This is a genomic window from Mesorhizobium waitakense (assembly GCF_056431085.1).
The window spans coordinates 61,392-86,910 of record NZ_JBWKME010000157.1 but is presented as its reverse complement, the minus strand read 5'-3'; the positions used below and the strand labels follow the sequence as shown (position 1 = coordinate 86,910).

At 62.6% G+C, this 25,519-nt stretch carries 25 protein-coding genes and 1 tRNA gene; 12 read left to right on the top strand and 14 right to left on the bottom strand.

The features are described 5' to 3' along the window. Window positions 1–61 precede the first annotated feature (61 nt). Window positions 62–1,609: a magnesium-protoporphyrin IX monomethyl ester anaerobic oxidative cyclase gene (gene bchE / locus AC07FD_RS29935; protein ID WP_478352777.1), complete on the top strand. Its 1,548-nt coding sequence runs from the start codon at window positions 62–64 to the stop codon at window positions 1,607–1,609. A 236-nt stretch (window positions 1,610–1,845) separates the two neighbouring features. After that, the gene (locus AC07FD_RS29930; protein WP_478352776.1) at window positions 1,846–2,427 is read left to right on the top strand and encodes a helix-turn-helix domain-containing protein; all 582 of its coding nucleotides are present in this window, start codon (window positions 1,846–1,848) and stop codon (window positions 2,425–2,427) included. A 32-nt stretch (window positions 2,428–2,459) separates the two neighbouring features. Here the strand turns inward: AC07FD_RS29930 and argB are convergent, their stop codons facing one another. Both argB and AC07FD_RS29920 read right to left on the bottom strand, forming a co-directional pair. Continuing rightward, window positions 2,460–3,353 carry an acetylglutamate kinase gene (gene argB / locus AC07FD_RS29925; RefSeq protein WP_478352775.1) on the bottom strand — a complete coding sequence of 298 codons (894 nt, stop codon included), beginning with the start codon at window positions 3,351–3,353 and terminating at the stop codon, window positions 2,460–2,462. 158 nt (window positions 3,354–3,511) lie between these two features. Continuing rightward, entirely contained in the window at window positions 3,512–5,011 is a 1,500-nt protein-coding gene (locus AC07FD_RS29920; RefSeq protein WP_478352774.1) for an amidase, read from the bottom strand. Window positions 5,012–5,166: 155 nt separating this feature from the next. Between AC07FD_RS29920 and AC07FD_RS29915 the strand changes: the two genes are divergently transcribed. From AC07FD_RS29915 to msrB, 4 genes are all read left to right on the top strand, one after another. Continuing rightward, the gene (locus AC07FD_RS29915) at window positions 5,167–5,706 is read left to right on the top strand and encodes a sigma-70 family RNA polymerase sigma factor (RefSeq protein WP_478352856.1); all 540 of its coding nucleotides are present in this window, start codon (window positions 5,167–5,169) and stop codon (window positions 5,704–5,706) included. After that, window positions 5,703–6,431, top strand: coding sequence for an anti-sigma factor (locus AC07FD_RS29910; RefSeq protein ID WP_478352855.1), 729 nt, complete (start codon window positions 5,703–5,705; stop codon window positions 6,429–6,431). The genes AC07FD_RS29915 and AC07FD_RS29910 overlap by 4 nt, the downstream gene beginning before the upstream one ends. Before the next feature lie 214 nt (window positions 6,432–6,645). After that, window positions 6,646–7,203, top strand: coding sequence for a fasciclin domain-containing protein (locus AC07FD_RS29905; protein WP_478352773.1), 558 nt, complete (start codon window positions 6,646–6,648; stop codon window positions 7,201–7,203). Between the two features lie 211 nt (window positions 7,204–7,414). Beyond that, window positions 7,415–7,918: a peptide-methionine (R)-S-oxide reductase MsrB gene (gene msrB, locus AC07FD_RS29900; RefSeq protein WP_478352772.1), complete on the top strand. Its 504-nt coding sequence runs from the start codon at window positions 7,415–7,417 to the stop codon at window positions 7,916–7,918. A 143-nt stretch (window positions 7,919–8,061) separates the two neighbouring features. Here the strand turns inward: msrB and AC07FD_RS29895 are convergent, their stop codons facing one another. Both AC07FD_RS29895 and AC07FD_RS29890 read right to left on the bottom strand, forming a co-directional pair. Next, the gene (locus tag AC07FD_RS29895; RefSeq protein WP_478352771.1) at window positions 8,062–9,657 is read right to left on the bottom strand and encodes a DHA2 family efflux MFS transporter permease subunit; all 1,596 of its coding nucleotides are present in this window, start codon (window positions 9,655–9,657) and stop codon (window positions 8,062–8,064) included. 22 nt (window positions 9,658–9,679) lie between these two features. Beyond that, a complete protein-coding gene (locus tag AC07FD_RS29890; RefSeq protein ID WP_478352770.1) occupies window positions 9,680–10,861 on the bottom strand; it encodes an HlyD family secretion protein in 1,182 nt (393 codons plus the stop codon). Window positions 10,862–10,996: 135 nt separating this feature from the next. Between AC07FD_RS29890 and AC07FD_RS29885 the strand changes: the two genes are divergently transcribed. After that, window positions 10,997–11,731 carry a TetR/AcrR family transcriptional regulator gene (locus tag AC07FD_RS29885; protein WP_478352769.1) on the top strand — a complete coding sequence of 245 codons (735 nt, stop codon included), beginning with the start codon at window positions 10,997–10,999 and terminating at the stop codon, window positions 11,729–11,731. Between the two features lie 11 nt (window positions 11,732–11,742). Here the strand turns inward: AC07FD_RS29885 and yihA are convergent, their stop codons facing one another. The 3 genes from yihA to AC07FD_RS29870 all read right to left on the bottom strand — a co-directional run bounded on the left by yihA (window position 11,743) and on the right by AC07FD_RS29870 (window position 13,476). Further along, window positions 11,743–12,402, bottom strand: a complete 660-nt coding sequence (gene yihA, locus AC07FD_RS29880) for a ribosome biogenesis GTP-binding protein YihA/YsxC (protein WP_478352768.1) — start codon at window positions 12,400–12,402, stop codon at window positions 11,743–11,745. After that, a complete protein-coding gene (locus AC07FD_RS29875; protein WP_478352767.1) occupies window positions 12,399–13,037 on the bottom strand; it encodes a CatB-related O-acetyltransferase in 639 nt (212 codons plus the stop codon). Before AC07FD_RS29875 ends, yihA begins: the two co-directional genes overlap by 4 nt. A 124-nt stretch (window positions 13,038–13,161) precedes the next feature. Beyond that, a complete protein-coding gene (locus AC07FD_RS29870) occupies window positions 13,162–13,476 on the bottom strand; it encodes a hypothetical protein (protein WP_478352766.1) in 315 nt (104 codons plus the stop codon). 173 nt (window positions 13,477–13,649) lie between these two features. On the opposite strand from AC07FD_RS29870, the gene AC07FD_RS29865 reads away from it, so the two are divergent. The 3 genes from AC07FD_RS29865 to AC07FD_RS29855 are packed head-to-tail and all read left to right on the top strand — an operon-like array spanning window position 13,650 to window position 16,925. Next, complete coding sequence (locus AC07FD_RS29865; protein WP_478352765.1) at window positions 13,650–14,099, top strand: MarR family winged helix-turn-helix transcriptional regulator; 450 nt, start codon at window positions 13,650–13,652, stop codon at window positions 14,097–14,099. Next, a complete protein-coding gene (locus AC07FD_RS29860) occupies window positions 14,092–15,381 on the top strand; it encodes an HlyD family secretion protein (protein WP_478352764.1) in 1,290 nt (429 codons plus the stop codon). The genes AC07FD_RS29865 and AC07FD_RS29860 overlap by 8 nt, the downstream gene beginning before the upstream one ends. Beyond that, window positions 15,378–16,925 carry a DHA2 family efflux MFS transporter permease subunit gene (locus AC07FD_RS29855; RefSeq protein WP_478352763.1) on the top strand — a complete coding sequence of 516 codons (1,548 nt, stop codon included), beginning with the start codon at window positions 15,378–15,380 and terminating at the stop codon, window positions 16,923–16,925. Before AC07FD_RS29860 ends, AC07FD_RS29855 begins: the two co-directional genes overlap by 4 nt. 184 nt (window positions 16,926–17,109) lie before the next feature. On the opposite strand, the gene AC07FD_RS29850 is transcribed toward AC07FD_RS29855, so the two are convergent. The 4 genes from AC07FD_RS29850 to rpmH form a co-directional block, all read right to left on the bottom strand. Beyond that, window positions 17,110–17,670 carry a fasciclin domain-containing protein gene (locus tag AC07FD_RS29850; RefSeq protein ID WP_478352762.1) on the bottom strand — a complete coding sequence of 187 codons (561 nt, stop codon included), beginning with the start codon at window positions 17,668–17,670 and terminating at the stop codon, window positions 17,110–17,112. Window positions 17,671–17,839: 169 nt separating this feature from the next. Further along, window positions 17,840–19,654: a membrane protein insertase YidC gene (gene yidC, locus AC07FD_RS29845; RefSeq protein ID WP_478352761.1), complete on the bottom strand. Its 1,815-nt coding sequence runs from the start codon at window positions 19,652–19,654 to the stop codon at window positions 17,840–17,842. 14 nt (window positions 19,655–19,668) lie between these two features. After that, a complete protein-coding gene (gene rnpA / locus AC07FD_RS29840; protein ID WP_111545239.1) occupies window positions 19,669–20,022 on the bottom strand; it encodes a ribonuclease P protein component in 354 nt (117 codons plus the stop codon). A 16-nt stretch (window positions 20,023–20,038) separates the two neighbouring features. Then, a complete protein-coding gene (gene rpmH, locus AC07FD_RS29835; protein ID WP_008833937.1) occupies window positions 20,039–20,173 on the bottom strand; it encodes a 50S ribosomal protein L34 in 135 nt (44 codons plus the stop codon). A 278-nt stretch (window positions 20,174–20,451) separates the two neighbouring features. On the opposite strand from rpmH, the gene AC07FD_RS29830 reads away from it, so the two are divergent. After that, window positions 20,452–21,942: a sensor histidine kinase gene (locus AC07FD_RS29830; protein WP_095083532.1), complete on the top strand. Its 1,491-nt coding sequence runs from the start codon at window positions 20,452–20,454 to the stop codon at window positions 21,940–21,942. A gap of 279 nt (window positions 21,943–22,221) precedes the next feature. Further along, window positions 22,222–22,298: transfer RNA gene (locus AC07FD_RS29825), tRNA-Arg, on the top strand. A 148-nt stretch (window positions 22,299–22,446) separates the two neighbouring features. On the opposite strand, the gene AC07FD_RS29820 is transcribed toward AC07FD_RS29825, so the two are convergent. The 3 genes from AC07FD_RS29820 to AC07FD_RS29810 form a co-directional block, all read right to left on the bottom strand. After that, window positions 22,447–23,694 carry a flavin-containing monooxygenase gene (locus tag AC07FD_RS29820; protein WP_478352760.1) on the bottom strand — a complete coding sequence of 416 codons (1,248 nt, stop codon included), beginning with the start codon at window positions 23,692–23,694 and terminating at the stop codon, window positions 22,447–22,449. 329 nt (window positions 23,695–24,023) lie between these two features. Continuing rightward, entirely contained in the window at window positions 24,024–24,518 is a 495-nt protein-coding gene (locus tag AC07FD_RS29815) for a DUF302 domain-containing protein (protein ID WP_478352759.1), read from the bottom strand. Window positions 24,519–24,586: 68 nt separating this feature from the next. Beyond that, a complete protein-coding gene (locus AC07FD_RS29810; protein ID WP_478352758.1) occupies window positions 24,587–25,447 on the bottom strand; it encodes an alpha/beta fold hydrolase in 861 nt (286 codons plus the stop codon). Window positions 25,448–25,519: the final 72 nt, after the last annotated feature.

The window sequence follows — 25,519 nt, the reverse complement described above, 5'->3', positions numbered from 1 at the left end:
GGCCAAGCGGGCGTCGATATCGCCGGCCAGCATGCGCGGACCAACTGCCAAGGGGTCCGCCATGAAAATCGTCCTGATCAATCCGCCGCACACGGCCATCGGCAGCCGCGTGCCGGACGACCATCTGCCGCCGCTTGGCCTGCTGGCGCTGGGCGGCCCCTTGCTCGATGCAGGCCATGCGGTGCGGCTCGTCGACGCCGAGTTTGGGCCGATGCCGCTCGACAGGGTGGTGCGCGACGTGCTCGACGATCAACCCGATTTCGTCCTGATCGGCCATTCCGGCTCGACCTCGGCGCACCCGACCGCCCTGCTGATCGCGCGCATGATCAAGCAGCGCGAGCCGGCGACCATCATCATCTATGGCGGCGTCTTTCCGACCTATCACTGGCGCGACATCCTGGCCGCAACCGATGTCTTCGACTTCATCGTATGCGGCGAGGGTGAGGCGACCGTCGTCGCCCTGGTCGAGGCACTGGAAATGCACCAGCCGCCGGCGAGCGTGGCCGGCATCGCCTTTCGCGACGACCTGCGCCGCCCCTTCGCCACGCAGCCGGCGATGACCATCGCCGATCTCGACGCCTACCGCGTCGGCTGGGAGTTGATCGACCATGGCCAATACAGCTATTGGGGCGGCAAGCGTGCCGTGGTGATGCAGTTTTCGCGCGGCTGCCCGCATCTGTGCAACTATTGCGGCCAGCGCGGCTTCTGGACCCGCTGGCGGCATCGCGATCCGGTGAAATTCGCCCGGGAGATCGCCTGGCTGCATCGCCAACACGGCGTCGAGCTGATCAACCTTGCCGACGAGAACCCGACGGTTTCGAAGAAGGCCTGGCGCGCCTTTCTCGACGCCATGATTGCGCAGAACGTGCCGGTGCTGATCGTCGGCTCGACCCGCGCCGACGACATCGTGCGCGATGCCGACATCCTGCACCTCTACCGCAAGGCTGGCGTCATCCGCTGGCTGCTCGGCATGGAAAACACCGACGAGCAGACGCTTCAATTGATCCGCAAGGGCGGCAGCACCTCATCCGACCGCGAGGCGATAAGGCTGCTGCGCGTCCATGGCATCCTGTCGATGGCGACCTGGGTGGCCGGCTTCGAGGATGAAGGGTTTCGCGATCTGTGGCGCGGCTTCCGCCAGCTCGTCACCTACGATCCGGACCAGATCCAGGCGCTCTATGTGACGCCGCATCGCTGGACGCCGTTCTTCAGGATCGCGCGGGACCGCAAGGTGATCCAAAAGGACGCACGCCTGTGGGACTACAAGCACCAGGTGCTTGAGATGACGCGGCTGAAGCCGTGGATGCTGTTCTTCAGCGTCAAGCTGATCGAACTGGCGGTGCAATCGCGGCCGAAGGCGCTGGCCCGCATCCTGTTCCACAAGGATCCCGAGCAGCGGCACTCGATGCGCTGGTACACGCAGATGGGCCGCCGCGTCTGGTTCCGCGAAGTCTGGGGTTTTCTGGCCCGCGACGGCCGGGTGAAGGACGGGCCGACGCTTGCCGAATTCTGGGGCGAGCCGCAAGACGCCGAGGAGGAATCGATGGTGTTTCAACGCCCGGTGCGCAAGCTAGCCGAGTCAGCCGTCAGGCTTTCGCGAAGCGCCTAAACGCGTTTCAGCCAACATTGCTCAGGGCACGATCAGCATGCCGGCACCGTGTTCGGTGAACAGTTCAAAACATTGGCTTCGATCGCATTCAGGGTCGATCAACACAAACACCCGGTGCGACCCGATCAGCCGGACAAGCGGGGATTAAACTGGAATGGCGATTGAGAGGTTTGAAGCCTTGATTCTTTACATTGAGTATAATATACTACTCATCGTTGAGCATCAAGGAGATTTCAATGAATGGGTCGGAGCTGAAAAATGTCATCAACGAACTTCGCCTTAGCCAAGGCGAGTTCGCTCAGTTGGTAGGCGTTTCCGTAGGTGCTGTTTCACAGTGGCTGTCGGAAACGCGGAGTATTCCCGGTCCAGTCGACGCGTTCGTCGGACTCTTCATGAGACTTCCTCCCGCGGCTCGAGAAGCTGAACTCCTGCAACTGAAAAAAGGAAAACCTGCAATGAGAAATGGAATGTATCTTATTCACTTCACCGGCTCCGCTGGTCAGGGCCATGCCACTTTGACCCTGGTCGATGGCATTGCATTTGGCTTTGATGAAGCCGGCGCGCTTTATGACGGAACGGTTACGACTGCGCCGGAAGGTAACGGCCTCGCCATTGTGGACGTCAAGGTGCGCATGCCGCCAAACGTCCGGAGCGTAGTTGGCGGGGTCGCGCGACCGTTCGAATGGATCTTGCCGGTCAAGGCCAAGCTGAACCTACAAATGGATTCAGGGTATACGATGGTGGAAACGGGGCTAGGTCCCACTATTCCTGCTCAGTTCACCCGCATGCGCGACCTGCCGCAGGCGATGGCGGCTTAAGCCCAGCGCTGCAGTTCGCCCCCGTTTGCCGCTCAGGGCACGATCAGCGTGCCGGCGCCGTGTTCGGTGAACAGTTCGAGCAGCACCGAATGCGGCGTCTTGCCGTTGAGGATGACGACGCCTTCGACGCCGCGCTCGATCGCCTCGATGCAGGTCTCGACCTTGGGGATCATGCCGCCCGAGACAGTGCCGTCCTTGATCAGCGCCTTGGCCTCGGCCACGGTCAGTTCGTCGATCAGCTTCTTGTTCTTGTCGAGCACGCCGGGCACGTCGGTGAGGAACAGCAGGCGCGTTGCCTGGCAGGCGCCGGCAATGGCGCCAGCGAAAGTGTCGGCGTTGATGTTGTAGGTGTGGCCATCGCGGCCGGGTGCCACCGGCGCCAGCACCGGGATCATTTCGGAGCGCGCCAGAAGGTCGAGCAAGGTACGGTCGACCTCGACTGGCTCGCCGACGAAGCCCAGATCGAGCACGCGTTCGATGTTGGAGTCCGGATCGATCATCGTCTTGCGCGCCTTTTCGGCGAAGACCATGTTGCCGTCCTTGCCGCACAGGCCGATCGCCCATTCGCCCTCGGCGTTGATCAGCGCCACGATCTCCTTGTTGATCGAGCCGGCCAGCACCATCTCGACGATCTCGACCGTCTTCTGGTCGGTGACGCGCAGGCCGCCCTCGAACTTGGATTCGATGCCCATCTTGGCCAGCATGGCGCCGATCTGCGGGCCGCCGCCATGGACGACGATCGGGTTGACGCCGGATTGCTTCAAGAGCGCGATGTCGCGGGCGAAGGCCTTGCCGAGCTCGATATCGCCCATGGCGTGGCCGCCATACTTCACCACGACGGTCTTGTTCTCGTAGCGCTGCATGTAGGGCAGCGCCCGCGAAAGCAGGGCGGCCTGCATTTCGGCGGTGGCGGTGATTTCCGTCATCGGCTTGGTTCCCTGGCTTTGGTTTTATGCATGTCGTGATCCCAAAACCGCTGGGCACTTTTGGGCGACATGCATCAGGAAAGGACGCGGCGTCTTAGCGGGAATTGGCGCTGCCCGCAAATGTCTTTGCTGTCATATTCGCCGGGCTCACGACGTCGTCATCGCGACGGCACCTTGAGCGGCGCCCTGCGGTTGAGCCAGCCCGAGATTTTCTCCATCTGCGCGGCCAGGGACAACAGAGACTCCTCGTCGCCCGGACGGCCGGCGGCCTGGATGCCGAGCGGCAGGCCGGCATCGGTAACATGGACGGGTAGCGCGATCGATGGCTGGCCGCTGACATTCTGGATCGCCGGCCAATGGGTGAAACAGAGGCTTTTGTCCATCAGCTGGCCGAACAATGATTTCAGCTTCAGCAAGGCGGTGAGGTGAAGCTTGTCGAGCAGGTTTTCGATGAGTTCGTCGGCGCCTTTCGGATCCATGGCGCCGCAGGCGAGCGGCGGATGGGCAATGATCGGCATCAGCACGGCATCATATTGCGCGGTCTCCTGGACCAGCTGTCTCGAGGTGGCATGCAGCCGCTGCAGGCCGGCATAGGTCTCGCCCGCCGACACCACTTCGCCGAAGCGGGCAAGCACGCGCGTCGCGCGCTCGATGTCGCCCAGCACGGAGCGGCCGACACGCAGCGCCTCGGCCCGCATCGTGCCGGCGACAGCCGAGGCGACGCTGCTGGCAAAGTCGGCGAAGAAATCGCGCCCGATAAAGGGCAGGTCGATGTCCTCGACCGTGTGGCCGCCCTCGCGGGCGATCGCCACCGCCGTGTCGAGCGCGGCAAGCGTCTCGGCCGAGACCGGCAGGCCAAGCGGCGATCTGCGGTATACGGCCAGCCTGAGCTTGCCGGGATCGCGCGCGGCGGCAGCAGCGAAGCTGCTTTTCGGTGGCGGCGCGGCATAGGGCGACAAAAGGTCGGGGCCGTGGGTGAGGTCGAGCAGGAGTGCGCAATCGCGCACCGAACGAGTGAGCGCATGATCGACCACCATGCCGTACCAGCCCTCGCTCACCAGTGGCGTGAGCGGTATGCGGCCGCGCGACGTCTTCAGGCCGACAAGCCCGGTGCAGGCGGCAGGCACCCTGATCGAGCCGCCGCCATCCGAGGCATGCGCCACCGGCACCACGCCGGCAGCGACCAGCGCTGCCGCGCCACCGGAAGAGCCGCCGCTGGTATGGCCGGTGTTCCAGGGATTGCGGGTGATACCGAAGGCCTTGGATTCGGTCATCAGCCGCAGCCCGTGTTCCGGCGACGTCGACGTGACGATCGGAATGAGCCCGGCGGCGAGATAGCGCTCGGTCAGCACGGAATTGACATCGGCCACCCACGCCGGAATGCGGCTGCCGCCATGCGTCGGCACGCCCTTGATGGCGATGCCGAGGTCCTTGATGGCGAAGGGAACGCCGGCCAGCGGCAGCGAACGGTCGACAGTCTTCGCCCTCGCCCGTGCGGCCTCATAGAGCGGCTCGGCCGTGGCGTTGATATCGGGACGGGTGGCCTCGGCGCGGGCGATCGCCGCTTCGGTCAGTTCGACCGGCGAAACCTCACCCTTGCGGACCAGATCGGCAAGGGCGGTCGCGTCCTGCGCCCACAGTGTGTGTTCAACCGACATGCGCGTTCCCCCAACCATGGGAAGGCAAGCTAGCCAGTGGCGGTTTCATTGGCAATCGAGGTGCGGATCGGGAGTTGGCAATGCGGCAAGGTTTGGCGTGCACACAAGACAATTTCCGCCGTTGCAAATACATTGCAATCGCCCAATTTGCCTGCATGACGCCGCAGGACATCACCAAGCTGATCGTCCGGACTTCGATGAAGGATCGGGCCGCATTCGATCTGCTCTACCGGCAGACCAGCGCGAAACTTTTTGGCGTCTGCCTTCGTGTATTGAACGATCGGGGAGATGCGGAAGAAGCCCTGCAGGAAGTCTTCGTCAAGATCTGGACAAAGGCGGACCGCTTTGCCGTCTCCGATCTGAGCCCGATCTCCTGGCTGGTGGCGATCGCGCGCAACCACGCGATCGATCGCATCAGGGCGCGACGCAGGCCCGCCGTCGATATCGATGCCGCGCTCGATGTGGCAGATCCGGCGCCAGGGCCCGAAGCGATGGTGGTGGCGGGCGGTGAAACCGAACGCATCCACCATTGTCTCGACGAGCTGGAAAAGGACCGGGCGGCGGCCGTCCGGGGCGCCTATCTCAAGGGCGAGAGCTACGCCGAACTGGCGGAGCGCCATGGCGTGCCGTTGAACACGATGCGTACCTGGCTGCGCCGCAGCCTGTTGAAACTCAGAGAATGTCTGGAAAGATGACGCTGGCGGAAGACAACGGACCGGAACGTGGAGGCGACGACCTGCTCGCCGCCGAATACGTTCTCGGCGTGCTGCCGGCGGAGGAGCGGCAGATCGCGTCCAGGCGCATCGATGCGGAGACCGGGTTCGCCCGTCTTGTCGACAGCTGGGAGGTCTCGTTCTCGCCGCTGGCCGCCGCCTACCCGGAAATCGAGCCGCCGGCTTCGGTCAAGGCTGCGATCGATCGCCGCCTGTTCACGTCCACCGCGGCCGTGACCACGCCCACCGAATCGCGCGGCGGGCTGTGGTCCAGCCTGGCCTTCTGGCGCGGCCTCACTGCTGCGGCGGTCGCCGCGCTTGCGATCTACATCGCCGTGCCCACCCTCAACCCGCCGGTCGAGCAGCCGCAGGCGCGCCTCGTCGCCTCGCTGGCCGCCGATGGCAGCGATGTCAAATATCTCGCCGTCTATGACGCCGCGCACCACGAGGTCGGCCTGTCGCATGTCTCCGGCGAGCGCGCCGCCGGCAAGGACTTCGAGCTGTGGATGATCGAAGGCAAGAACCCGCCGGTCTCGATGGGCGTCATCCCGGCCGGCGCGACTGCGCATATTGTCGTCTCGCCGGCTGCCCAGCAGAAGCTCGCCCAGGGCGCGGTGCTCGCCGTCAGCCTCGAGCCGGCAGGCGGTTCGCCGACCGGCCAGCCGACCGGACCGGTGGTCGCGGCGGGCGACCTGAAGAGCATCTGACCGGCTTTATCGCTGACATAGAAGACTTTCAGTGTATTTTTCGCATATGATGTCTAACCGCGTCGGTGAGTGGACAAAACGTATTGTTTGAAAATCACCCTGCGGTGCAAATAAAATTAAAAAATCCCGATGTTTCTGAAACTCCCGCATTTGTAACCCGTATCTCCTCGCGTCCCCAAGGATGGGAAGAGAAAAACCCGAGGAGTTTGACATCATGCGTAAATACGCCACCCTTTTGCTTGCCAGCGCGATCGCTGTTTCGGCTCTTGCCACTGCGGCCTATGCCGAAAACCCGATGGTTGGCGGCGCTGCCATGTTTGCCAGCAAGAACATCGTCGAGAACGCCGTCAATTCGAAGGACCACACGACCCTGGTCGCCGCCGTCAAGGCGGCCGGCCTTGTCGACACGCTGCAGGGCACCGGTCCGTTCACGGTGTTCGCGCCGACCAACGAGGCCTTTGCCGCGCTGCCGGCCGGCACGGTCGAAATGCTGCTCAAGCCCGAGAACAAGGACAAGCTCACCAAGATCCTGACCTGCCATGTCATCGGCGCCAAGGCGATGGGGGCGGACGTCGCCTCGATGGCCAAGGCAGATGGCGGCACCCACAAGGTCAAGACGGTTGGGGGCTGCGAACTGTCGCTCAAGGCCGAGGGCGGCAAGGTCACCGTCACCGACGAAAACGGCAACGTCGCCAATGTGACGATCGCCGATGTCGAACAGTCCAATGGCGTCATCCACGTCATCGACAAGGTTCTTTTGCCGAAGATGTAACAAGGGGCCTGCTGCCGACGAAATTGCAGCAAGGGCTCTCCGTCGATTGCATGGTCTCGCTCCCGTGACCAGCAACCGGCCCGCGCACTCCGCGCCGCCCACGTTCAGATGTGGAACGGCGCGGAGTGTTCGTTCGAGGGCCACCGTCACCGGCTTTTGATTTCCGCATGGCGGTATAGTTTGGCAAAAGAGACGACAGGAGGAACTGGTCATGAACCGTCGCGACTTTCTTTTGAGCGGTGCCGCCGCCATCGGCGTCGCCGGGGCTGCCGCAACGATGCTGCGCATGGGCAAACCACAGCCCGCACAGGCTGCCGAAACCTTCGAGGTCACCAAGACCGATGCCGAGTGGAAAGCCATCCTGTCGCCGGCCGCCTTCGACGTGCTGCGCAAGGAAGGCACGGAATATCCCGGCACCAGCCCGCTGCTCAACGAACACCGCAAGGGCATCTTTGCCTGTGCCGGCTGCGACCTGCCGGTCTATCCGTCCAAGACGAAATTCGATTCCGGCACCGGCTGGCCAAGCTTCTGGCAGGAGATTCCCAAGGCCATCGGCACGACCGTGGACAGGTCGCTCGGCATGACCCGCACCGAGGCACATTGCCGCCGTTGCGGCGGCCATCTCGGCCACGTCTTCGATGACGGCCCGGCGCCGACCGGCCTGCGGCACTGCATCAACGGCGTGGCGCTGACCTTCAAGCCCGCCACGGCCTGACATATCTCTTTTTGACGCAATTCCGGTGCTCCAATCCGAATACGAAAAAACTCCGGGCTTGCGGCCCGGAGTTTTTTTGCGCGGTCAGAGCTTTTCGGGCGTGGACTGGAGGAGCTTCCCGAAACTGCTGTCCACGTTTGGTATCAGTGGCCGCCGCCGCCGCCGCCGACGGCCGCGGCCGGCTTGCGGATCAGCATGGTGAACAGCCCGAGCGTCGCAAACAGCACCGTCAGCAGGAAGAACACGTCCATGAAGGACAGCAGCGCGGCCTGTTGTTGCACCATGCCCGACAGCTTGGAGATCGCCGCGCTGGTCGCATCGAGGCCGGCGGTCTGCTCGAAATTGAGCGTCATGTTCTGCAGCTTTTGCTGCGCGGCGGCACTGCCCCACTGCACGTGCTCGGAGAGCCTGGCGTAGTGGAACGCGTTGCGGTCGATCAGCACGGTGTTGATGACGGCTAGGCCGATGGCGCCGCCGAGGTTGCGGGTGAGATTGAACAGGCCGGACGCATTCTTCAAGCGGTCTGGCGGCAAGGTGCCGAGTGCCAGGTTGTTGATCGGCACCATGCACAGCATCATCGAACAGCCGCGCAGGATCTGTGGAATGAGCAGCTCATAAAAATCCCAGTCGGCGGTCAGATGCGTCATCCACCAGGTTCCGGTGGCGAAGCCGAAGAAGCCGACCATCATCATCAGGCGCGGGTCCATCTTGCTCGACAGGATGCCCGAGACCGGCGCGGTGACGAACATCGCCAGCCCGCTGACGAACAGCGCCTCGCCGATCATCATCGAATCGTAGCCGCGGATGCGCCCGAGGAACACCGGATAAAGATAGGTCAGGCCATAGAGGCCGATGCCGATGACGAATGAGAACAGTGAGCCGAAGGCAAAGTTGACGTTGGTGAATGCCTTCAGGTCGACGATCGGCTCCTCGGCGGTGAACACACGCCAGAAGAAGAGCACGGCGCCCACGGTCATGACGATGGCGCAGATGAATACGCCCTGGTCCTGCAGCCAGTCGTTGTTCGGGCCTTCCTCGAGCACATACTCCATGCAGCCCAGGAAGGCGGCCATGCCAGCGAGGCCCCACCAGTCGAACTTGCTGAACAGCTTGAGATTGGGCTTGTCGAAGTCGATCAGCGTCCAGGCCGCCGTCGTCACCAGGATGCCGGGCACGACATTGATGAGGAACAGCCAATGCCAGGACATGGCATGGCTGATATAGCCGCCAACGGTCGGGCCGATGGTCGGCGCCAGCGTCGCCACAAGGCCGATCATCGGCGAGACCACGGCGCGACGCGACGGCGGGAAGATGGTGAAGGCAGCCGCAAAGACGCTCGGGATCATGCCACCGCCGATGAAGCCCTGGACGGCACGGTAGACGATCATCTGGTCGATGTTGGTGGCGGTCGCGGCCAGCGCGCTGGCCGCGGTGAAGCCGGCCGCCGAGATCGTGAACAGCACGCGTGTCGACAGCATCCGGCTGAGGAATCCCGACAACGGGATCATCACCACCTCGGCGATCAAATAGGCGGTCTGCACCCACGGGATCTCATCGGAACTGGCGCTCAGGCCAGCCTGAATCTCGGCCAGCGAGGCCGAGACGATCTGGATGTCCAGGATGGCCATGAACATGCCGAACACCATCGCCAGGAAGGCGATGACGCGCCGCGTCGAGATGGTGTCAGGCACGGCCGGCCTCGCCGGCGGCGCTCCTGCTGTCAGGGTTGCGGTGGCCATGGCATTGCTCCCCGGCGGCCGCTCAGTTCGAGGCCGTAGGCGCGGTACGGCTGTCGACGGCGACGACGACACTCAAGCCGGCGCGCAGCCTGCCGCTCTTCAGCACGTCGGCCGGCACATCGATGCGGACCGGAACGCGCTGCACGACCTTGGTGAAATTGCCGGTGGCGTTTTCGGGCGGCAGCAGCGAGAACACCGCACCCGAAGCCGGTGCCAGCGACGAGACGGTTCCCTCGAAATCCTGGCCGTCGGTCGCATCGACCGAGATCTTGACCTTCTCGCCGGGAACCAGCCGGGCAAGCTGCGTCTCCTTGAAGTTGGCGACGATGTAGAGCTTGTCCATCGGCACGATGACGGCGAGCTTCTGGCCGGGGCTGACGAGATCGCCCTGCTCCACCGAGCGGTTGCCGACGACGCCGTCATAAGGCGCCTTGAGCACGGTGAAGGAAAGATCGCGCGCGGCCTTGTCCCGGCTGAGTTGCAAGGAAGCCAGCGTGCTTGCCGATTCGGCGCGCTGCGCCTGCAACACACCGATATTGGCCTGTGCCGCGGCGATCTGCGCGTCGGCGCCGACAAGGGCGGCATTGGCCTGCTGGACCGCCGTCTGGGCATCGTCCAGCTGTGCCTGCGTGCCGACATGCGTCTTGAGCAGTTGCGTGGCGCGTGCCGCCACCTTCGCCGCATTGTCGGCGGCGGCCTGGTCAGCGACCTTCTGTGCCTGCGCCTGCTGCAGCGCGGCGCGCGCCGCTTGCGTCTGGGCGTCGATACGGTCGAGCGTCTTGCTCAAGGTGGCGATCTGCGCCTCGGCCTGGGCAACGGCTATTCTGTAGTCGCCGTCATCGACGACGAGCAACGGGTCGCCAGCCTTGACCGACTGATTCTCGCTCACCTTGACCTGATCGACATAGCCTGAAATCTTGGGCGAGATGAACGCCATGTCGGCCTGGACATAGGCGTCGTCCGTCGAGATCATGAAGCGGCCCGTGGTCCAGTAATTGTAGCCGTACCAGGCGCCGGCGCTCAGCAAGGCAACGCCGATGATCGGCAACAGCAAGGAGCGCACCGAGCGCTTCTTCTTGGCGGGTGCTTCCACCGGCGTGCCGACGGCAGGCTGGATGGGCACTTCCGGTGCTTCCGTCGCCGGGGCGACCTTGGCATTGGGGAAAGGGCGGACTTCGGCGGTGGTCGACGCGTTCGAGGACATGACATCTCTCTAAGATTGTAATATTATAATACTGAACCGTTCGGTTCGATCCGGCCGTTGACATAGCGCGTAAAGAGGACCATATCAAGGGCAATCGAACCGACTGGTTCGAATTATTTTCGAGGTGTGACTTTTATGGCCGAGACTCCGTCCAACGTCGAAACCGACCAGTGCGGCGACCTGCTGGACAATCTGCGCCGCGGCCGACCGGCAGCGGGGCAGGATCCGGTCAAGCGCGGCCAGATCATCGAGGGCGCGCGTCGTGTCTTCATCGACAAGGGCTTCGAAGCCGCCTCCATGAACGACATCACGCGCGAAGCCGGTGTCTCCAAGGGCACGATCTATGTCTACTTCGCCAACAAGGAAGAGCTGTTCGAGGCGCTGATCGAGGAAGAGCGCGGCACGATCTTCAAGAATATGTACGATGTGCTTGATAACGCCGACGACCTGCGAGAGACGCTAGTCAAGTTCGGCAAGGTGCTGTCCCTCAAGATCACGTCGGCCAGGGTCATCCAGGCGCAGCGCACGGTGATCGGCGCGTCCGACCGGATTCCCGAACTTGGCGCGCGTTTTTACGAACGCGGGCCGAAACGCGGCCACGACAAGATGATGGTCTTTTTCAATGCCGCCATTGAGCGCGGCCTGCTGCGGATCGACGATGTCGATCTTGCCGCCTATCAGTTCACCGACCTGTGCCTGGCTGGCCTCTTCCGCCAGTGCATCTTCGCCTACCGCACCAAAGCCCCGAGCCAGGATGAAATCGACCATATCGTCAGGTCAGGCGTCGGCATGTTCCTCAAGACTTACGGCACCGAAAGGCTCTTCGAGGAGGAAAGCCACCAGATGATTGCAATCGAAGCAAAGCCGTAGAGCGATATGCATTAGCCGCCATTCGCGGCGAGCACGATCGCGGCCTGCAATTCCAAAAGGCCCTCGGCCTTTTCCGAAGACGTCGCCAGGACGAACGGAAACGCCGCCGGCCGTTTCTTGATCTTTGCCAACGTCTCTTCGATCAGCCGCGGCACGCCGGCAGCCTTGATCTTGTCGGTCTTGGTCAGCACGATCTGGTAGGACACCGCCGCCTTGTCGAGCAGCGACAGCACTTCGTCGTCCTTGGCCTTGATGCCGTGGCGGGCGTCGATCAGGACATAGACCCGCTTCAGCGTGACGCGGCCCTTGAGATAGTCGAAGACCAGCTTGGTCCACTCGTCGACCTTCTCCTTCGGCGCGGTGGCGTAGCCGTAGCCCGGCATGTCGACCAGCGCCAGGGGCGGCAGGTCGGCACCCTCGCCCGAAAATCCATCCGGCACGAAATAGTTGAGCTCCTGCGTGCGCCCCGGCGTGTTGGAGGTGCGCGCCAGCCCCTTCTGGTTGACCAGCGCATTGATCAGCGACGACTTGCCAACATTCGAGCGGCCGGCAAAGGCGATTTCCGGCGGCCCTTCCGGCGGCAGGAACTTCATCGCCGGCACGCCGCGGATGAATATCCACCCACGCGTAAACAGTTCGGTGCCGATCACTGTGTTGTTCGGAGCGTTCAAGCTGCTGCCTCCAGAAGAGAAATATCGGCACCCCGGATAGCATCGAGGTTGCGGCTGATCTTGTCCACCGGCCAGTCCCACCACGCCACCGCCAGCAGCCGCCTGATCGTCCTGTCGTCGAAACGCGTGTTCACCATTTTGGCCGGGTTGCCGGCGACAATCGCATAGGGCGGCACGTCATGCGTCACCACCGATTTCGCGGCAATGATGGCGCCATGGCCGATCGTCACGCCGGGCAGGATCACCGCCTCCATGCCGATCCAGACATCGTTGCCGAGCACGGTGTCGCCGCGCACTTCCTTCGACCATGTCGCCGGGTCAAAACCCTTTTCCCAGCCATGGCCGAAAATATTGAACGGATAGGTGGAAAAGCCTGACATGGCGTGATTGGCGCCGTTCATGATGAAGCGCGCGCCCTCGGCGATGGCGCAGAACCTGCCGATGATGAGCTTGTCGCCAATGAACGGATAATAATGCAGCACGCATTTCTCGGCGAATTTGTCCGGCCCGTCCGGATCGTCGTAATAGGTGTAATCGCCGATCTCGATGTTCGGCGCGCTCACCAATCCCTTGAGGAAGCCGACGCGGGTGTGCATCGGGATCGGGTGCTTGATGTCAGGGTTGGGTCCGTCCATGTCGATGTCCGTCGGGTGATTGGCCATCAGGCACAGGCGAAGTTTGCATGCGCCGGTTCAAAATAGCGTGATCCGCCCTATAGCACCAATCGGCCGGCGAGCGAGTCTTGCGTGGTGGCGTTGCTCATTTGTTGCCGCGGCAGATCACGATCGGATCGGACAGCGCACTGTCGAAACCGCTGCCCTGGTAGACGGTGACGTTCGAAGCTCCGGACGGCAACATGAAGGTGCCTTCGACGATTTTCTGATCGCCGGCCGACGTGTGCAGAGCCCAGCTAAACGTGCAAAACTGAGGCGGCGCCTGGGGTTCGACGTGGCTGCAGTTCAATTGCGCCCCACCCAGCATGGCGGCGCCGCCGCAGCTTACCGCCTCCCTTGCGAGTGCAATGCCGGGCCATCCCACGAGAGCCGCCACGGTCGCGATCTTGAGCCAATTCATCATCAAATCCTCGTCCGGCAACGGCCTGTTGCTCGACCCTTGTGGGGCGCCGCAAGCGCGTGCGACATTTTTCCGGACTTAGTGCGTCTTGTGTGCCGCGTCCAGCAGGATTATGTGCATGATGATAATAAGCATGCTCACTAAAAGTCGCATTCAGAAAACCAGCCCCTCCCATGCCATCGTCACCCAACATCAGCTTCGTGCTGCACGATGTCGCGCGTCTGCTTCGAAAGCGGTTCGAACAGCGGTCGCGGGCGTCGGGGCTGACCCGCGCCCAGTGGCAGGTGCTGGCCTATCTTTCCCGGCATGAAGGCATCCGCCAGAACAAACTGGCCGACCTGATCGAGATCATGCCGATCACGCTCGCCCGGCTGCTCGACAAGATGGAGGCGCGCGGATTCATCGAGCGCCGGCCCAATCCCGCCGATCGCCGGGCATGGCTGCTTTACCTCAGACCGCAAGCCCATCCGCTGCTCGAAATCATGCGTAGCAACGGTCAGAAAACGCGCGACGAGGCCTTCGTCGGCCTTTCGCATCTGCTGCAAACCCTATGCCTGATCAAATCCAATCTGCTCGAGGCTTGCGCTCAGCCAGCCGTCGACCGGGAGAACGACCATGACTGAATCGACCTCATCCAAAAAGCCCGGCAAGGACGAACCATCTGATCGCAAGAGCGACCAGATCATCCGACTGGATGGCGAACGCGAGCAGAGACGTGCCAGCGCCGTCACCGCCGATGGCGAGCTGGAAGCGCCGGTTGCGCTGGAGCCGGTGGCACTTGAAGCCCCCGCCAAAGAGCGGCAGCTGCAAGCCGTGGCGGCGGTTGCGCCTGCGGCGCCGGTCAAGCCCACGCGCAGCCTGACACGGCCGATCCTTTTCGCCCTGCTTCCGGTCGCGCTGGCTGTCGGCGGCTATTACTACGTTGTCGGTGGCCAGGTCATGACATCAGACAATGCCTACATCCAGGCGCAGTCGCTCGGCGTTTCCACCGACGTCTCCGGCACCGTCTCCGAGATCGACGTGCACGAGAACGAGGCGGTGAAGAAGGGCGACGTGCTTTTCCGCCTGAGGCCGGCCTCCTTCGAAACCGCTCTTGCCGCGGCCCAGGCCCAGCTCGGGACGGTGCGTAATCAGGTGCTGACCTTGCAGGCAAGTTACCAGCAATCGCTGGCGCAGATCGAGCAGGCGCAGGCCGACATTCCCTATTATGAGGCCGCTTTCAAGCGTCAGCAGGATCTTCTCAAGACGTCTACCTCTTCGAAGGCCACTTTCGACAGCGCCCAGCACGACCTCGATGCCGCTCGCCAGAAAGTGTCCGTCGCTAAGGCGCAGGCACAGGCGATGCTTGCCCAGCTGGGTGGCGACGCCAGCCAGCCGGTCGAGAAGAACCCCTTCTACCTGCAGGCCCAGTCGGCGGTGGACGACGCCCAGCGCAACCTCGGCGATGCGATCGTCAAGGCGCCGTTCGACGGCATCGTCACCAATGTGGACGCGCTCCAGGTCGGCAAGTACCTGCCGGCGTCGCAACCGGCGTTCAGCCTGGTTTCGGCGACGGATCTGTGGATCGCGGCGGAGCCGAAGGAAACCGAACTGACCTATGTGCGGCCAGGGCAGACTGCGACGATCAGCGTCGACAGCTATCCGGGCAGTGTCTGGCACGGCACGGTCGCCTCCATCAGCCCCGCCTCGTCATCGAGCTTCTCGCTGCTTCCGGCGCAGAACACCACCGGCAACTGGGTCAAGGTCGTGCAGCGCATCCCGATGCGCGTGACGATTGACGATCTCCAGGGCAAACCGCCGCTGCGCGGCGGGATGAGCGCCGTCGTCGGCATCGATACCGGCCATGCGCGCGGCCTGCCGGACTTTGTCACGGATCTCATCAACCGGTTCGAACAGAAGTCATGACCAGCGCGTCCGCGACAGGGGGCACATCGGTGGTCGCCAATCGCGGCGCCATCACCGCGTGCGTGATCCTGGCGGTGATCATGCAGGCGCTGGACACGACCATCGCCAACGTGGCGCTTCCCTACATCCAGGGCAGCGTTTCGGCGAGCGCCGACCAGATCAACTGGGTGCTGACGTCCTACATCGTCGCCGCGGCCGTCATGACGCCGCCCTCGGGCTACCTCGCCAATCGCTTCGGCCGCAAGCGCATCCTTTTGACCTCCATCACCGGCTTCGTCGTTGCTTCGGTGCTTTGCGGCTTCGCGCAGTCGCTGCCGCAGATCGTCGGCTTCCGCCTGCTGCAGGGCCTGTTCGGCGCGGCCCTGGTGCCGCTGTCGCAGAGCATCCTGCTCGACATCTACAGCGTCGAAGAGCGCGGCTCGGCGATGGCGCTGTTCGGCATTTCCGTCATGGTCGGACCGGTGCTCGGGCCGGTCATCGGTGGATGGTTGACCGAAAATATCAGCTGGCGCTGGGTGTTCTACATCAACGTGCCGATCGGCGCGCTGGCTTTCGCCGGCGTGTCGATGTTCGTCCAGGAGACGAAAACGGACCTTAAGGCAAGGCTGGACTGGCTGGGATTCGGCATGCTCAGCCTCACGATCGCTTCGCTGCAGATGTTCCTCGATCGCGGCGAGCAGCTCAACTGGTTCTCGTCATCCGAGATCATCGTCGAAGCGCTGATCTGCGCGTCGGCCTTCTACATCTTCCTCGTCCACACCTTCACTGCCCGCAACTCGTTCGTGAACCCACGGCTCTTCCTCGACCGGAATTTCGCCGTCGGCATGGTGTTCATCTTCATCATCGGCATCACCTATCTCGCCTCGCTGGCCCTGATGACGCCCTATCTACAGACGCTGATGGGCTATCCGGTGGTGACGGCCGGCATCGTCATGGGGCCGCGCGGCCTTGGCACCATGGCTTGCATGTTCCTGGTCGGCAGGCTGGTTGGAAAGGTTGATACGCGCTGGCTTCTGCTGACCGGTCTGCTGATCACCGCCTGGGCGATGTATGACATGACCGGCTGGACCCCTGATGTCTCGCAATGGACGATCATCAGCACCGGCTTCATCCAGGATGCGGGGCTCGGCTTCCTGTTCGTTCCGCTGACCACCATCACCTTCGCCACGCTGGCGCCGGAGCGGCGCGCGGAAGGCACCGGACTGTACAATCTGTCGCGAAACATCGGCTCCAGCGTCGGCATATCGGTGGTCACCGCGCTTTTGACGCAAAATGTGCAGATCAACCACGCCAACATCGCCACCTATGTGACGCCCTACAACCAGGCCTTCGGCAATCCGGCGATCTTCCAGGCGATGAACCCTTACAGCGCCGCCGGTCGTGCCGCGCTCGACGGCGTGGTGACGCTGCAGGCGACGATCATCAGCTACATGAACGATTTCAAGCTGATGATGATCCTGTCGCTTGCCGCGATCCCCCTGGTTCTTTTGCTGCGCAAGCCGGCGACGCCGGCCAAGGTCGACCAAAGCGCCGTCATGGAGTGATGGCGCTCGAGAGGCCACCGTCCGCGATATGCCGACGCAAAAAACCGGGGTCCTGTGAGGGACTACAGGACCCCGGCCGATGCCGATACGGCTTCCCAAGAAACATGGCACCTCGTCATGAGGTAGGGATGGCAGGTCCGAGAAAGCCCAACGGACCTGCCTTGATCCCTTGCGCCGGAAGCCGTTACTTCGGCAGCAGCACCTTGTTGACGACATGGATGACGCCGTTCGACTGGTTGACGTCGGCGATCGTCACCTTGGCCTCGCCGCCGGACTCATCCATGATGTAGAGCTTGCCCTTCTTGACCTCGGCGGTCAGCGTATCGCCTGAGACGGTCTTCATCTCATACTTGCCGCCCATTGCCTTGGCCTTGGCCATCATGTCCTTGCCGGAGATCTTGCCGGCCACGACATGCGCGGTCAGCACCTTGGTGAGCTGGTCCTTGTTCTCGGGCTTGAGCAGCGTGTCGACGGTGCCTTTCGGCAGCGCGGCAAACGCTTCGTTGGTCGGCGCAAAGACGGTGAATGGACCGGTGCCCTGCAGCGTGTCGACCAGGCCGGCGGCCTTGACGGCTGCGACCAGCGTCGTGTGGTCCTTCGAGTTGACGGCGTTCTCGACGATGGTCTTGGTGGTGTACATGGGCGCGCCACCAACATTGGGGTTCTTGGCATAGGCTGGGGCGACGATGGTCGCGCCGGCGACGAGTGCGGAAAGGGCGATGGTCCTGAATGACGGCAAGCGCATGTGTTCTTCCTCCGGGTGAGGGCTGATCGGGATTGATAGCCTTTGGAAATGCACACGCAGTCACGCCCCGCGACCGCATTCAGTTTCGCAGATCACGGGAACGTGACCCGGCCTGTGGCCAATAAAAACGCCCCGGACCAGCCGGGGCTTTGATGGAAGGAGAGGCCTGCTATTCCGCCGGCGACGGTTTCTTTCGGAACAATGCCACGAGATTGTCCCACAGTTCGATCTTGGCGCCCTGACGCTTCATGATCACGCCCTGCTGCAGGATCGACAGTGTGTTGTTCCAGGCCCAGTAGATGACGAGACCGGCCGGGAAACCCGCCATCATGAAGGTGAAGATGACCGGCATCCAGGTGAAGATCGCGGCTTGCGTCGGGTCCGGCGGCGTCGGGTTCATGCGCATCTGCAGGAACATGGTGACGCCCATGATCAGCGGCCAGACGCCGATCATCAGCATGTGCGGCAAAGTGACCGGCACGAGGCCGAACAGATTGAAGATCGAGGTCGGATCGGGTGCCGCCAGATCCTGGATCCAGCCGAAGAACGGCGCGTGGCGCATCTCGATGGTGATGTAGAGCACCTTGTAGAGCGAGAAGAAGACCGGGATCTGCAGCGCCACCGGCCAGCAGCCGGCCAGCGGATTGATCTTCTCGGTCTTGTACAGCTCCATCATCGCCTGCTGCTGCTTCATCTTGTCGTCCGCGTATTTCTCGCGGATCTCGAGCATCTTGGGCTGTACCTTCTTCATGTTCGCCATCGACGCGTAGGACTTATTGGCGAGCGGGAAGAAGATGGCCTTGACGATGACGGTGGTGGCGAGGATCGCCAGGCCGAAATTGCCGAAGAATTTGTAGAGCGTGTCGATCAGCCAGAACATTGGCTTGGTGATGAAATAGAAATACCCCCAGTCGATCACCAAATTGAACTGGCGAATGTGACGGTCAGTCTCATAGGCGTTGATCTTGGCGACTTCCTTGGCGCCGGCGAAGATCTCTGTCTCGACTGTCGCGGACTGGCCGGCATCGACATTGATTGCATCGGTGAGGAAGTCGGACTGGTAGCGGTGACGACCATCGTCGAAAAAGGCATAGCGCGGCTGGAACGGGTGCTTCTCGGTCGGCACCAGCGTGACGGCCCAGTATTTGTCGGTGATGCCGAGCCAGCCATCGGTCGACTTGCCCGGAGTGACCTGCTTTTCGGATTCGATCTTGGCGTATTTGTATTCGGCCAAGCCCTCGGTGCCGGTAACGCCGATCAAACCTTCATGCAGCACGTAGGTACTGGCGACGGCCGGCTTGTCATAGCGCGTGACGCGGCCATAGTTGAACAGCGAAACGGCGCTGCTGCCGGAATTCTGCACCGTGTCCGAAACCGTGAACATATAGTCGTTGTCGACGGAGAATGTGCGCTTAAAGGTCAGGCCCTTGTCATTGGTGTAGGTGAGCGTGACCGGCGTCGACGGGCTCAGCGTCGGATTGCCGTCCACACTCCACACCGTGTCCGAACCCGGCACCGCACCGGTCTTGTCGTTGCCGACGAAACCGATCTCGGCAAAATATCCCGTCGCCAGCGCTTGCGGGTTGAGCAGCTCGATCTCGGGTGAATTCTTGTCGACGGTTTCGGTGTAATGCTTGAGCTTGAGGTCGTCGAGCCGCGCGCCGGTCAGGTTGATCGAGCCCTCGAGGCTCGGCGTATCGATCTTGACGCGCTTGCTCGCCGCCAGCGCCTGGTTGCGGTCGACCGCCGCAATCGCGTTGCCGCCGGGTGCGTTCGGAATGGCGCCAGGTGCGGCGGGCGTTGCGGTACCGGCGCCTGGATTGGCGGCGTCGGCGGCCTTCTTCTGCTCTTCGACGCGCTGCTGTTCGATGCGGGCCGCCTCGCGCTGCTGCTCGCTGCGCGGCAAGACATAGAAATATTGCCATACCGCCAGGATCAGCACCGACAGCGCGATGGTGATGAAGAAGTTCCGGTTGTTATCCATCGAAAGCCCTTGGCCTATCGTGTTCCGCGCAATCGGCGGGAGAGTTCGGCCTTCAACTGGCCGAACGGAATGGTCAGCACATCTTCGCGCCCGACGATGACATAGTCATTGCCAGGCGCCATGTCACTTGCGGCATGTGTACGGACCGCTTCTCGCAGCCGTCGCCGGACGCGATTGCGGACAACCGCATTGCCGACCTTCTTGGTGACGGTATAGCCGACGCGCGGCGACAGGCCGTCGCCGCGGTCGAGAACTTCAACGAGAAAAAGCCGCCCGCGTCGCTTTTCACCACGACGGACGGCCAGGAATTCGGCGCGCTTCAGAAGCCGCTTGGGATTTGGTCCCACTGGCTTGCCGGATGCGGGCAACGATCTCGTCTTCCCTTCAGGCGCTGAGCCGCTTGCGACCGCGGTTGCGGCGAGCTGCGACGACGCCGCGACCACCCTTGGTGGCCATGCGGGCACGAAAGCCGTGCCGACGTTTGCGGACGAGTTTAGACGGTTGGTAGGTACGCTTCATTTGTTTTAATACCGCGGGGTGCGGCCCTTCTTGATTCTGTCACTGTGTAACAGGAGCTTTGCCGGGCCGGTTTTGGCGCGATCGAAACCGCGCCGGGACGAATGGCCCGAGCGTGAGCGGGCTTATAGAAAGAAGGGTTTTGGAAGTCAATCCGGAGTCGCCAGGCCGAAGCCGGTCGTCGTCCAGGCCGGTTTTTGTTTCCGGCCAAGGATGAAATTGGTAAAAAAGCCGTAATCGCCTAATCTGCGTTGATCAAGTGATCGTGAAGACATAGCCGCATGAGCGAAACCATACAGGCGGAGGAACGGATCGACACGGCGGCGCCAACCGCCGGACGCACCGTGCCGTTGTCGCGCGGCCTGTCGACCAAGCTGCTGCTGCTCACCATTGTTTTCGTGCTTCTGGCCGAAGTGCTGATCTTCCTGCCGTGGATCGCCAGCTACCGGCTGAACTGGCTGAAGGAGCGGTTGAGCACGGCTGCGGCTGTGTCGATCGTGCTGGTGCAAGGTGAATCCACCTCGCTGTCGCGTGCGGCCCAAAACGACGTGCTGATGGCGATCGGCGCCAAGGCGATCGCGGTGCGTGACGGCGGCGTGTCGCGGCTGCTGGTGGTGGCCGAGATGCCGCCGCAGGTCGACGAACACATCGATATCGCCTCGATCGGCATGATCAAGGGCATGACCGGTGCGCTCGACACGCTGTTTTTCGGCGGCCACCGGATGCTGCGCGTCTTCGGCCCGGTCGGCGACAGCGACAAGGAGTTCGAGCTGATCATGCCGGACAACAGTCTGCGCAATGCCATGCTGCGATATTCGCGCAACGTTGCCTTCGTCTCGCTGCTGATCTCGCTGTTCACCGCAATGCTGGTCTATGCCGCGATCGACCTGATCATGATCGGGCCGATCCGGACGATGACGCGTTCGATGCTGTCCTTCTCCGAGGCGCCCGACGATCCCGGGCGCATCATCCATCCCGCCGCCCGCGCCGACGAGATCGGCGTCGCCGAGCGCGAACTGTCGCAGATGCAGGAGCGGCTGCAAAAGATGCTCTCCGAGCAGAAGCACCTTGCCGACCTCGGCCTGGCCGTGTCGAAGATCAACCATGACATGCGCAACATCCTGGCCTCGGCGCAGCTGATGTCGGACCGCCTGCGCCAGGTCAAGGACCCGACCGTGCAGGCATTCGCGCCGAAACTGCTGCGCGCGCTCGACCGCGCCGTCTCCTACTCCGAAGGCGTGCTTCACTACGGCCGCACCCAGGAGCCGCCGCCTTCGCGCCGCAGGCTCAGGCTGCGCCAGCTGGTCGAGGACGTGCATGGCCTGCTCGACATCGAGCAGGGCATCGAGTTCGTCAATGCGATCGAGCCGGCCTTCGAGGTGGATGCCGATTCCGAGCAGTTGTTCCGCGTGCTCACCAATCTGTGCCGCAATTCCGTGCAGGCCATGGCCGCAGACAATGAAAGCGCGCTGGTCCGGCGCCTGGCGGTATCGGCCGTGCGCCTGGGCAGCGTCAGCCGCATCGTCGTCACCGACACCGGCCCCGGCTTACCACCCAAGGCACGGGAAAACCTGTTCGCGGCCTTTCGCGGCTCGGCCCGCAGCGGCGGCACCGGCCTTGGCCTGGCGATCGCGCACGAACTGATCCGGGCGCATGGCGGCACGGTGGAGCTGGTGGAAAGCATTGGCGGGCGCACCACATTCGCGGTCACGATCCCCGACCAGCCGGTCCGGCTCGACCAGGCCCGCAACGGCCTGCGCCGCCCGGCATGATGGTTCGGGCGTTGTTTTGCCCGATGCTCATTCCCTGCAAGCCCGGTGCCCATTTTCTCTGGGGTCGGTGTTCTTCCTTCCAGGAATCGCGTTTGGGCTCGACTTCAGGCCCTTTTGAACATGGCGGAATCCTGACCGCCGTCGCCGGATGACATACCTGCGACAAAACTTTTGCCGGATCGGCTTGCTTTTCGGAAATTCAGTCGCTAGGGAACACGTCTCGTCGCGGCCGGTCGTTCACGATCGGCTAGCGGGGTCATGGAAAGCATGGCCTGTTGCGCGCCCGTAGCTCAGCTGGATAGAGCACCAGACTACGAATCTGGGGGTCAGGAGTTCGAATCTCTTCGGGCGCGCCATTACACCACCACCCCAGAGCAACACTGGGCACTCGGGGTCCGTTATCGACCCTCAGCGACCATTCGCCTTCGTGGCTTGAATCTTGCGAGAGGAGGAAGCCGCCTACTGAGTGATAGTCGCTCAGAGTCGCCACCCTGAATCGGGACGTCAGAGGCAGGTGTCTGCCAAACGACGCTGGATATCCTCGACCAACAGGGCTGCTTCTTCCGCGATTGCCAATATTGTGCCCGACCGTCGCGAGATCGCGAAAGGCAGGCCGGCAAAATACACGCCAGGGGCGCCCGCGAACACGCCCTCGTGCAATGGTTGCCCTTGCGCATCGAGCACATTGGGAACGCGCACCCACCCGAAATCCCCTCTGAACCCGGTGCACCAGATCACCGTTGTGATCCCCCGCGCGGCGAGGTCAATTGATCGGACGGGTGGATTGGGCAGAAGCGCGCCAATCACCTCTGCCGGGTCCGGGTCAGCCCTCGGGGCATCGATCCCATTGCGCGCGATGTACTCGTCGATATGGCTTCGAATTCTAGCGGAGCCCTCGTCTGCATGGCGAACATGCTCCTCTGCATCGTCGCTGAACGAGAGGCGGCCGTTGTCGACGCCGGTGAGGCGACCCAGCAAGACAACGCCTTGCGCGCTGAGGGACTGCAGGCTGATCGTATGGAGCGCTCCTGTCAGCGGCCTTCCAGGGATGGGGCCCTGCTGAAGTATTTCGCTGCGCGTCACATCTATCAGTCCGCTAAGAACCATCCAGACGCTGATGTGACTACCTCGGTACATTCGGGGCAGTCGGCCGACCCGGCTGGTTGCAAGAAAGACAGTTCGCCCCGCCTGGGCCAAATCCTCGGCTATCTGGCCGCCCGACTGGGCGCTACCGACCACCAACACGGCTCCGCTGTCGAGACGAGATGCGTTGCGATAGGCCGATGCATCAATCTGTTGGACTTTGGGCGGCAACAAAGCAGAGAAAGGCGGGCGCGCCGGGCAATTCTGGTTGCTGCTTGCGATCACCACAGTCCTCGCCCACAAGGGGCCGTGCGGAAGGGCCAGCCGATACAGGCCGCCGCTCGCAACAAGTTCCGTCACCGGCGTGCCGGTTTCCACCGGGAGGCCATACCGGACTGCATAGTCCTCCAACAGCGTAACAAACTCACCGCTTGTCATTGCACCGTCGGGATCGGGGCCGACATAGGTATCCCCGGGCATGACCGTTTGGCTGTTAGGTGTGTTTACCCGAAAGGAGTCCCAGCGCTGGATCCGCCAGGTCTCACCGATGCGACCTCGCTCCAACACTCTATGACGCAAGCCGCCCTGCGTCAGCGCATGACTGACGCCTAGACCCGCCCAACCGGCACCGATGACGGCGGTATCAAGAATGTCCGTTCCGCTCGTCATTAGGCCCCCTCTGATTGTCACCCTATTGTACTTTGTTAGATTAGCAAATGGCCTGCTTTCTAGTGCTGCTTGCTCTCACGCGACAAGATCGAACACGGCAACACTTGGCGAGGCGATGACTAAGATGTCGCGTCTCGTGCAAGCCGCGCCTCTGAGAACGTCTGTCAACTGAACGTCCGCCATTGGCGCAGAGCTGTGGGTGAGTTCGATCGAGCTCGCGAGTTCCCTGGGGAAAAGCGCAGGTCGCGTTGTGACGCAAGTGTTGCCGCCGAGACGGAACGCGCTTGCTCGCGGGGCTGTCACGTCTCTCGAAGCGATACCAGGAGAGTTTAGCTCGTGCATTCGCGTAGCAAGCTTGTGATTTTCGCATCAAGATTGCGGGCGACAGCAAGAGCCTCCAAACTGCCATAAGAGAGCAGATAGCTTTCCATTTTGTCATAGGAGACATGCACGCCGTCGGGACGTTGATCAAGAAGGACTGTGACTGGGGCGTAGGATCCAGCATCGGGAACGTGCTTGACCATTTCTTTCATAATGAGTGGATTGCCCAGCAAAAACCGCATGCTCTTAGGAGAGTCGCGTCCAGTCTCGCGGCGCAGAATGGCGCCCAAGTCGAATTCCGCGAAGAGCATGAGACCGGTGCGGCCTTGGCCGTTTTGCACAACGCGCTCCAAATCCGAGAAGGAATTTGCAGCCCTCGTCGCGTTGAAAAATTCGACGATGTCAGGTTGCCCGACCGCTGACTTGAGCGCGGCCACAACGGGATCGAATGGTTTGGAACACGTCAGGCTGAAACGCTCAACCTCGACCTTTGCGATTGTCATTTCTTTCTCCGCAACAGCTCTCAGGAATAAAGTGGCGACCGATCGCGCCGGGATTATGCAGCCGCCGATTACGCTTCCAGGAAGGTCCGGACGTGGCTGACGAACAATTCGTGGTGCTGAAACAGCGCGCCGTGGCCGGAATCGGGATAGAGGACCAGCTGGGCGTTGCTTAGAACCTTGAACATTACGTAGGCGTTGTCCGCCGGCAGCATGGTGTCGTGGCTGCCGCTGACCACAAGGGCGGGCTGGCGGATGGCGCGCAGAATGGCGTGCTCGGGATCAGGTGTGGCGCACCAAGTAATAAGCGCCTTGGCCTGCGGATCCGTCACCGCGCCGCCGTTATCGGTGTCCCGATCTTCCTTACGAACCTTCGCCCGCTTCAGGAAGGCTAGGCCGGCCGACTGGCTGGCGGACGACTTGGTGAAGAATAGCGGCAGGCGGAGGTCCGGCGCCTCGGTTTGGGAAAACGCGTCCTGGAGAACCGTCAACAGGTGTTCCTCTCCGCCTTTCGGAGCGGTGCCGACGAGGATTAGCTTGCGGACCAGCCGTCCGTGCTCGGCAGCGATCTGCTGGGCGACGCAGCCGCCGAGGGAAAAGCCCAGAAGGTCGACTTCGGAGAGGCCGAGCAGTTTGATAAAAGCGACAGCGTCTCGGGCCATCGCCGCGATATTGTCGGGCGTTTGGCCTGTCGAGCGGCCGACCCCGGCGTTATCGAAAACGATCACCGGTCGATCGGCGGCCAGGACATTCACGACGGCGGGGTCCCACGCATCGATGTTGCCCGAGAAATGCTGCAGGAGAACCAGCGCCGTTCCGGTCGATGGGCCGAGGCGGCGATAGGCGAAGCGGATTCCGCTGCCTTCGATGTAACGGGTGGGGGCCGTTTCGAGCGTGGCGGCGTCCTGGCTCGCGGTGTCGAACTCAGTCATGTCATCCTCCGGATGCTTGGCATAAAATAATCGAGTGGGAGTAGCTGGTGTGGTTTTGGCTAGGTCTGAGCG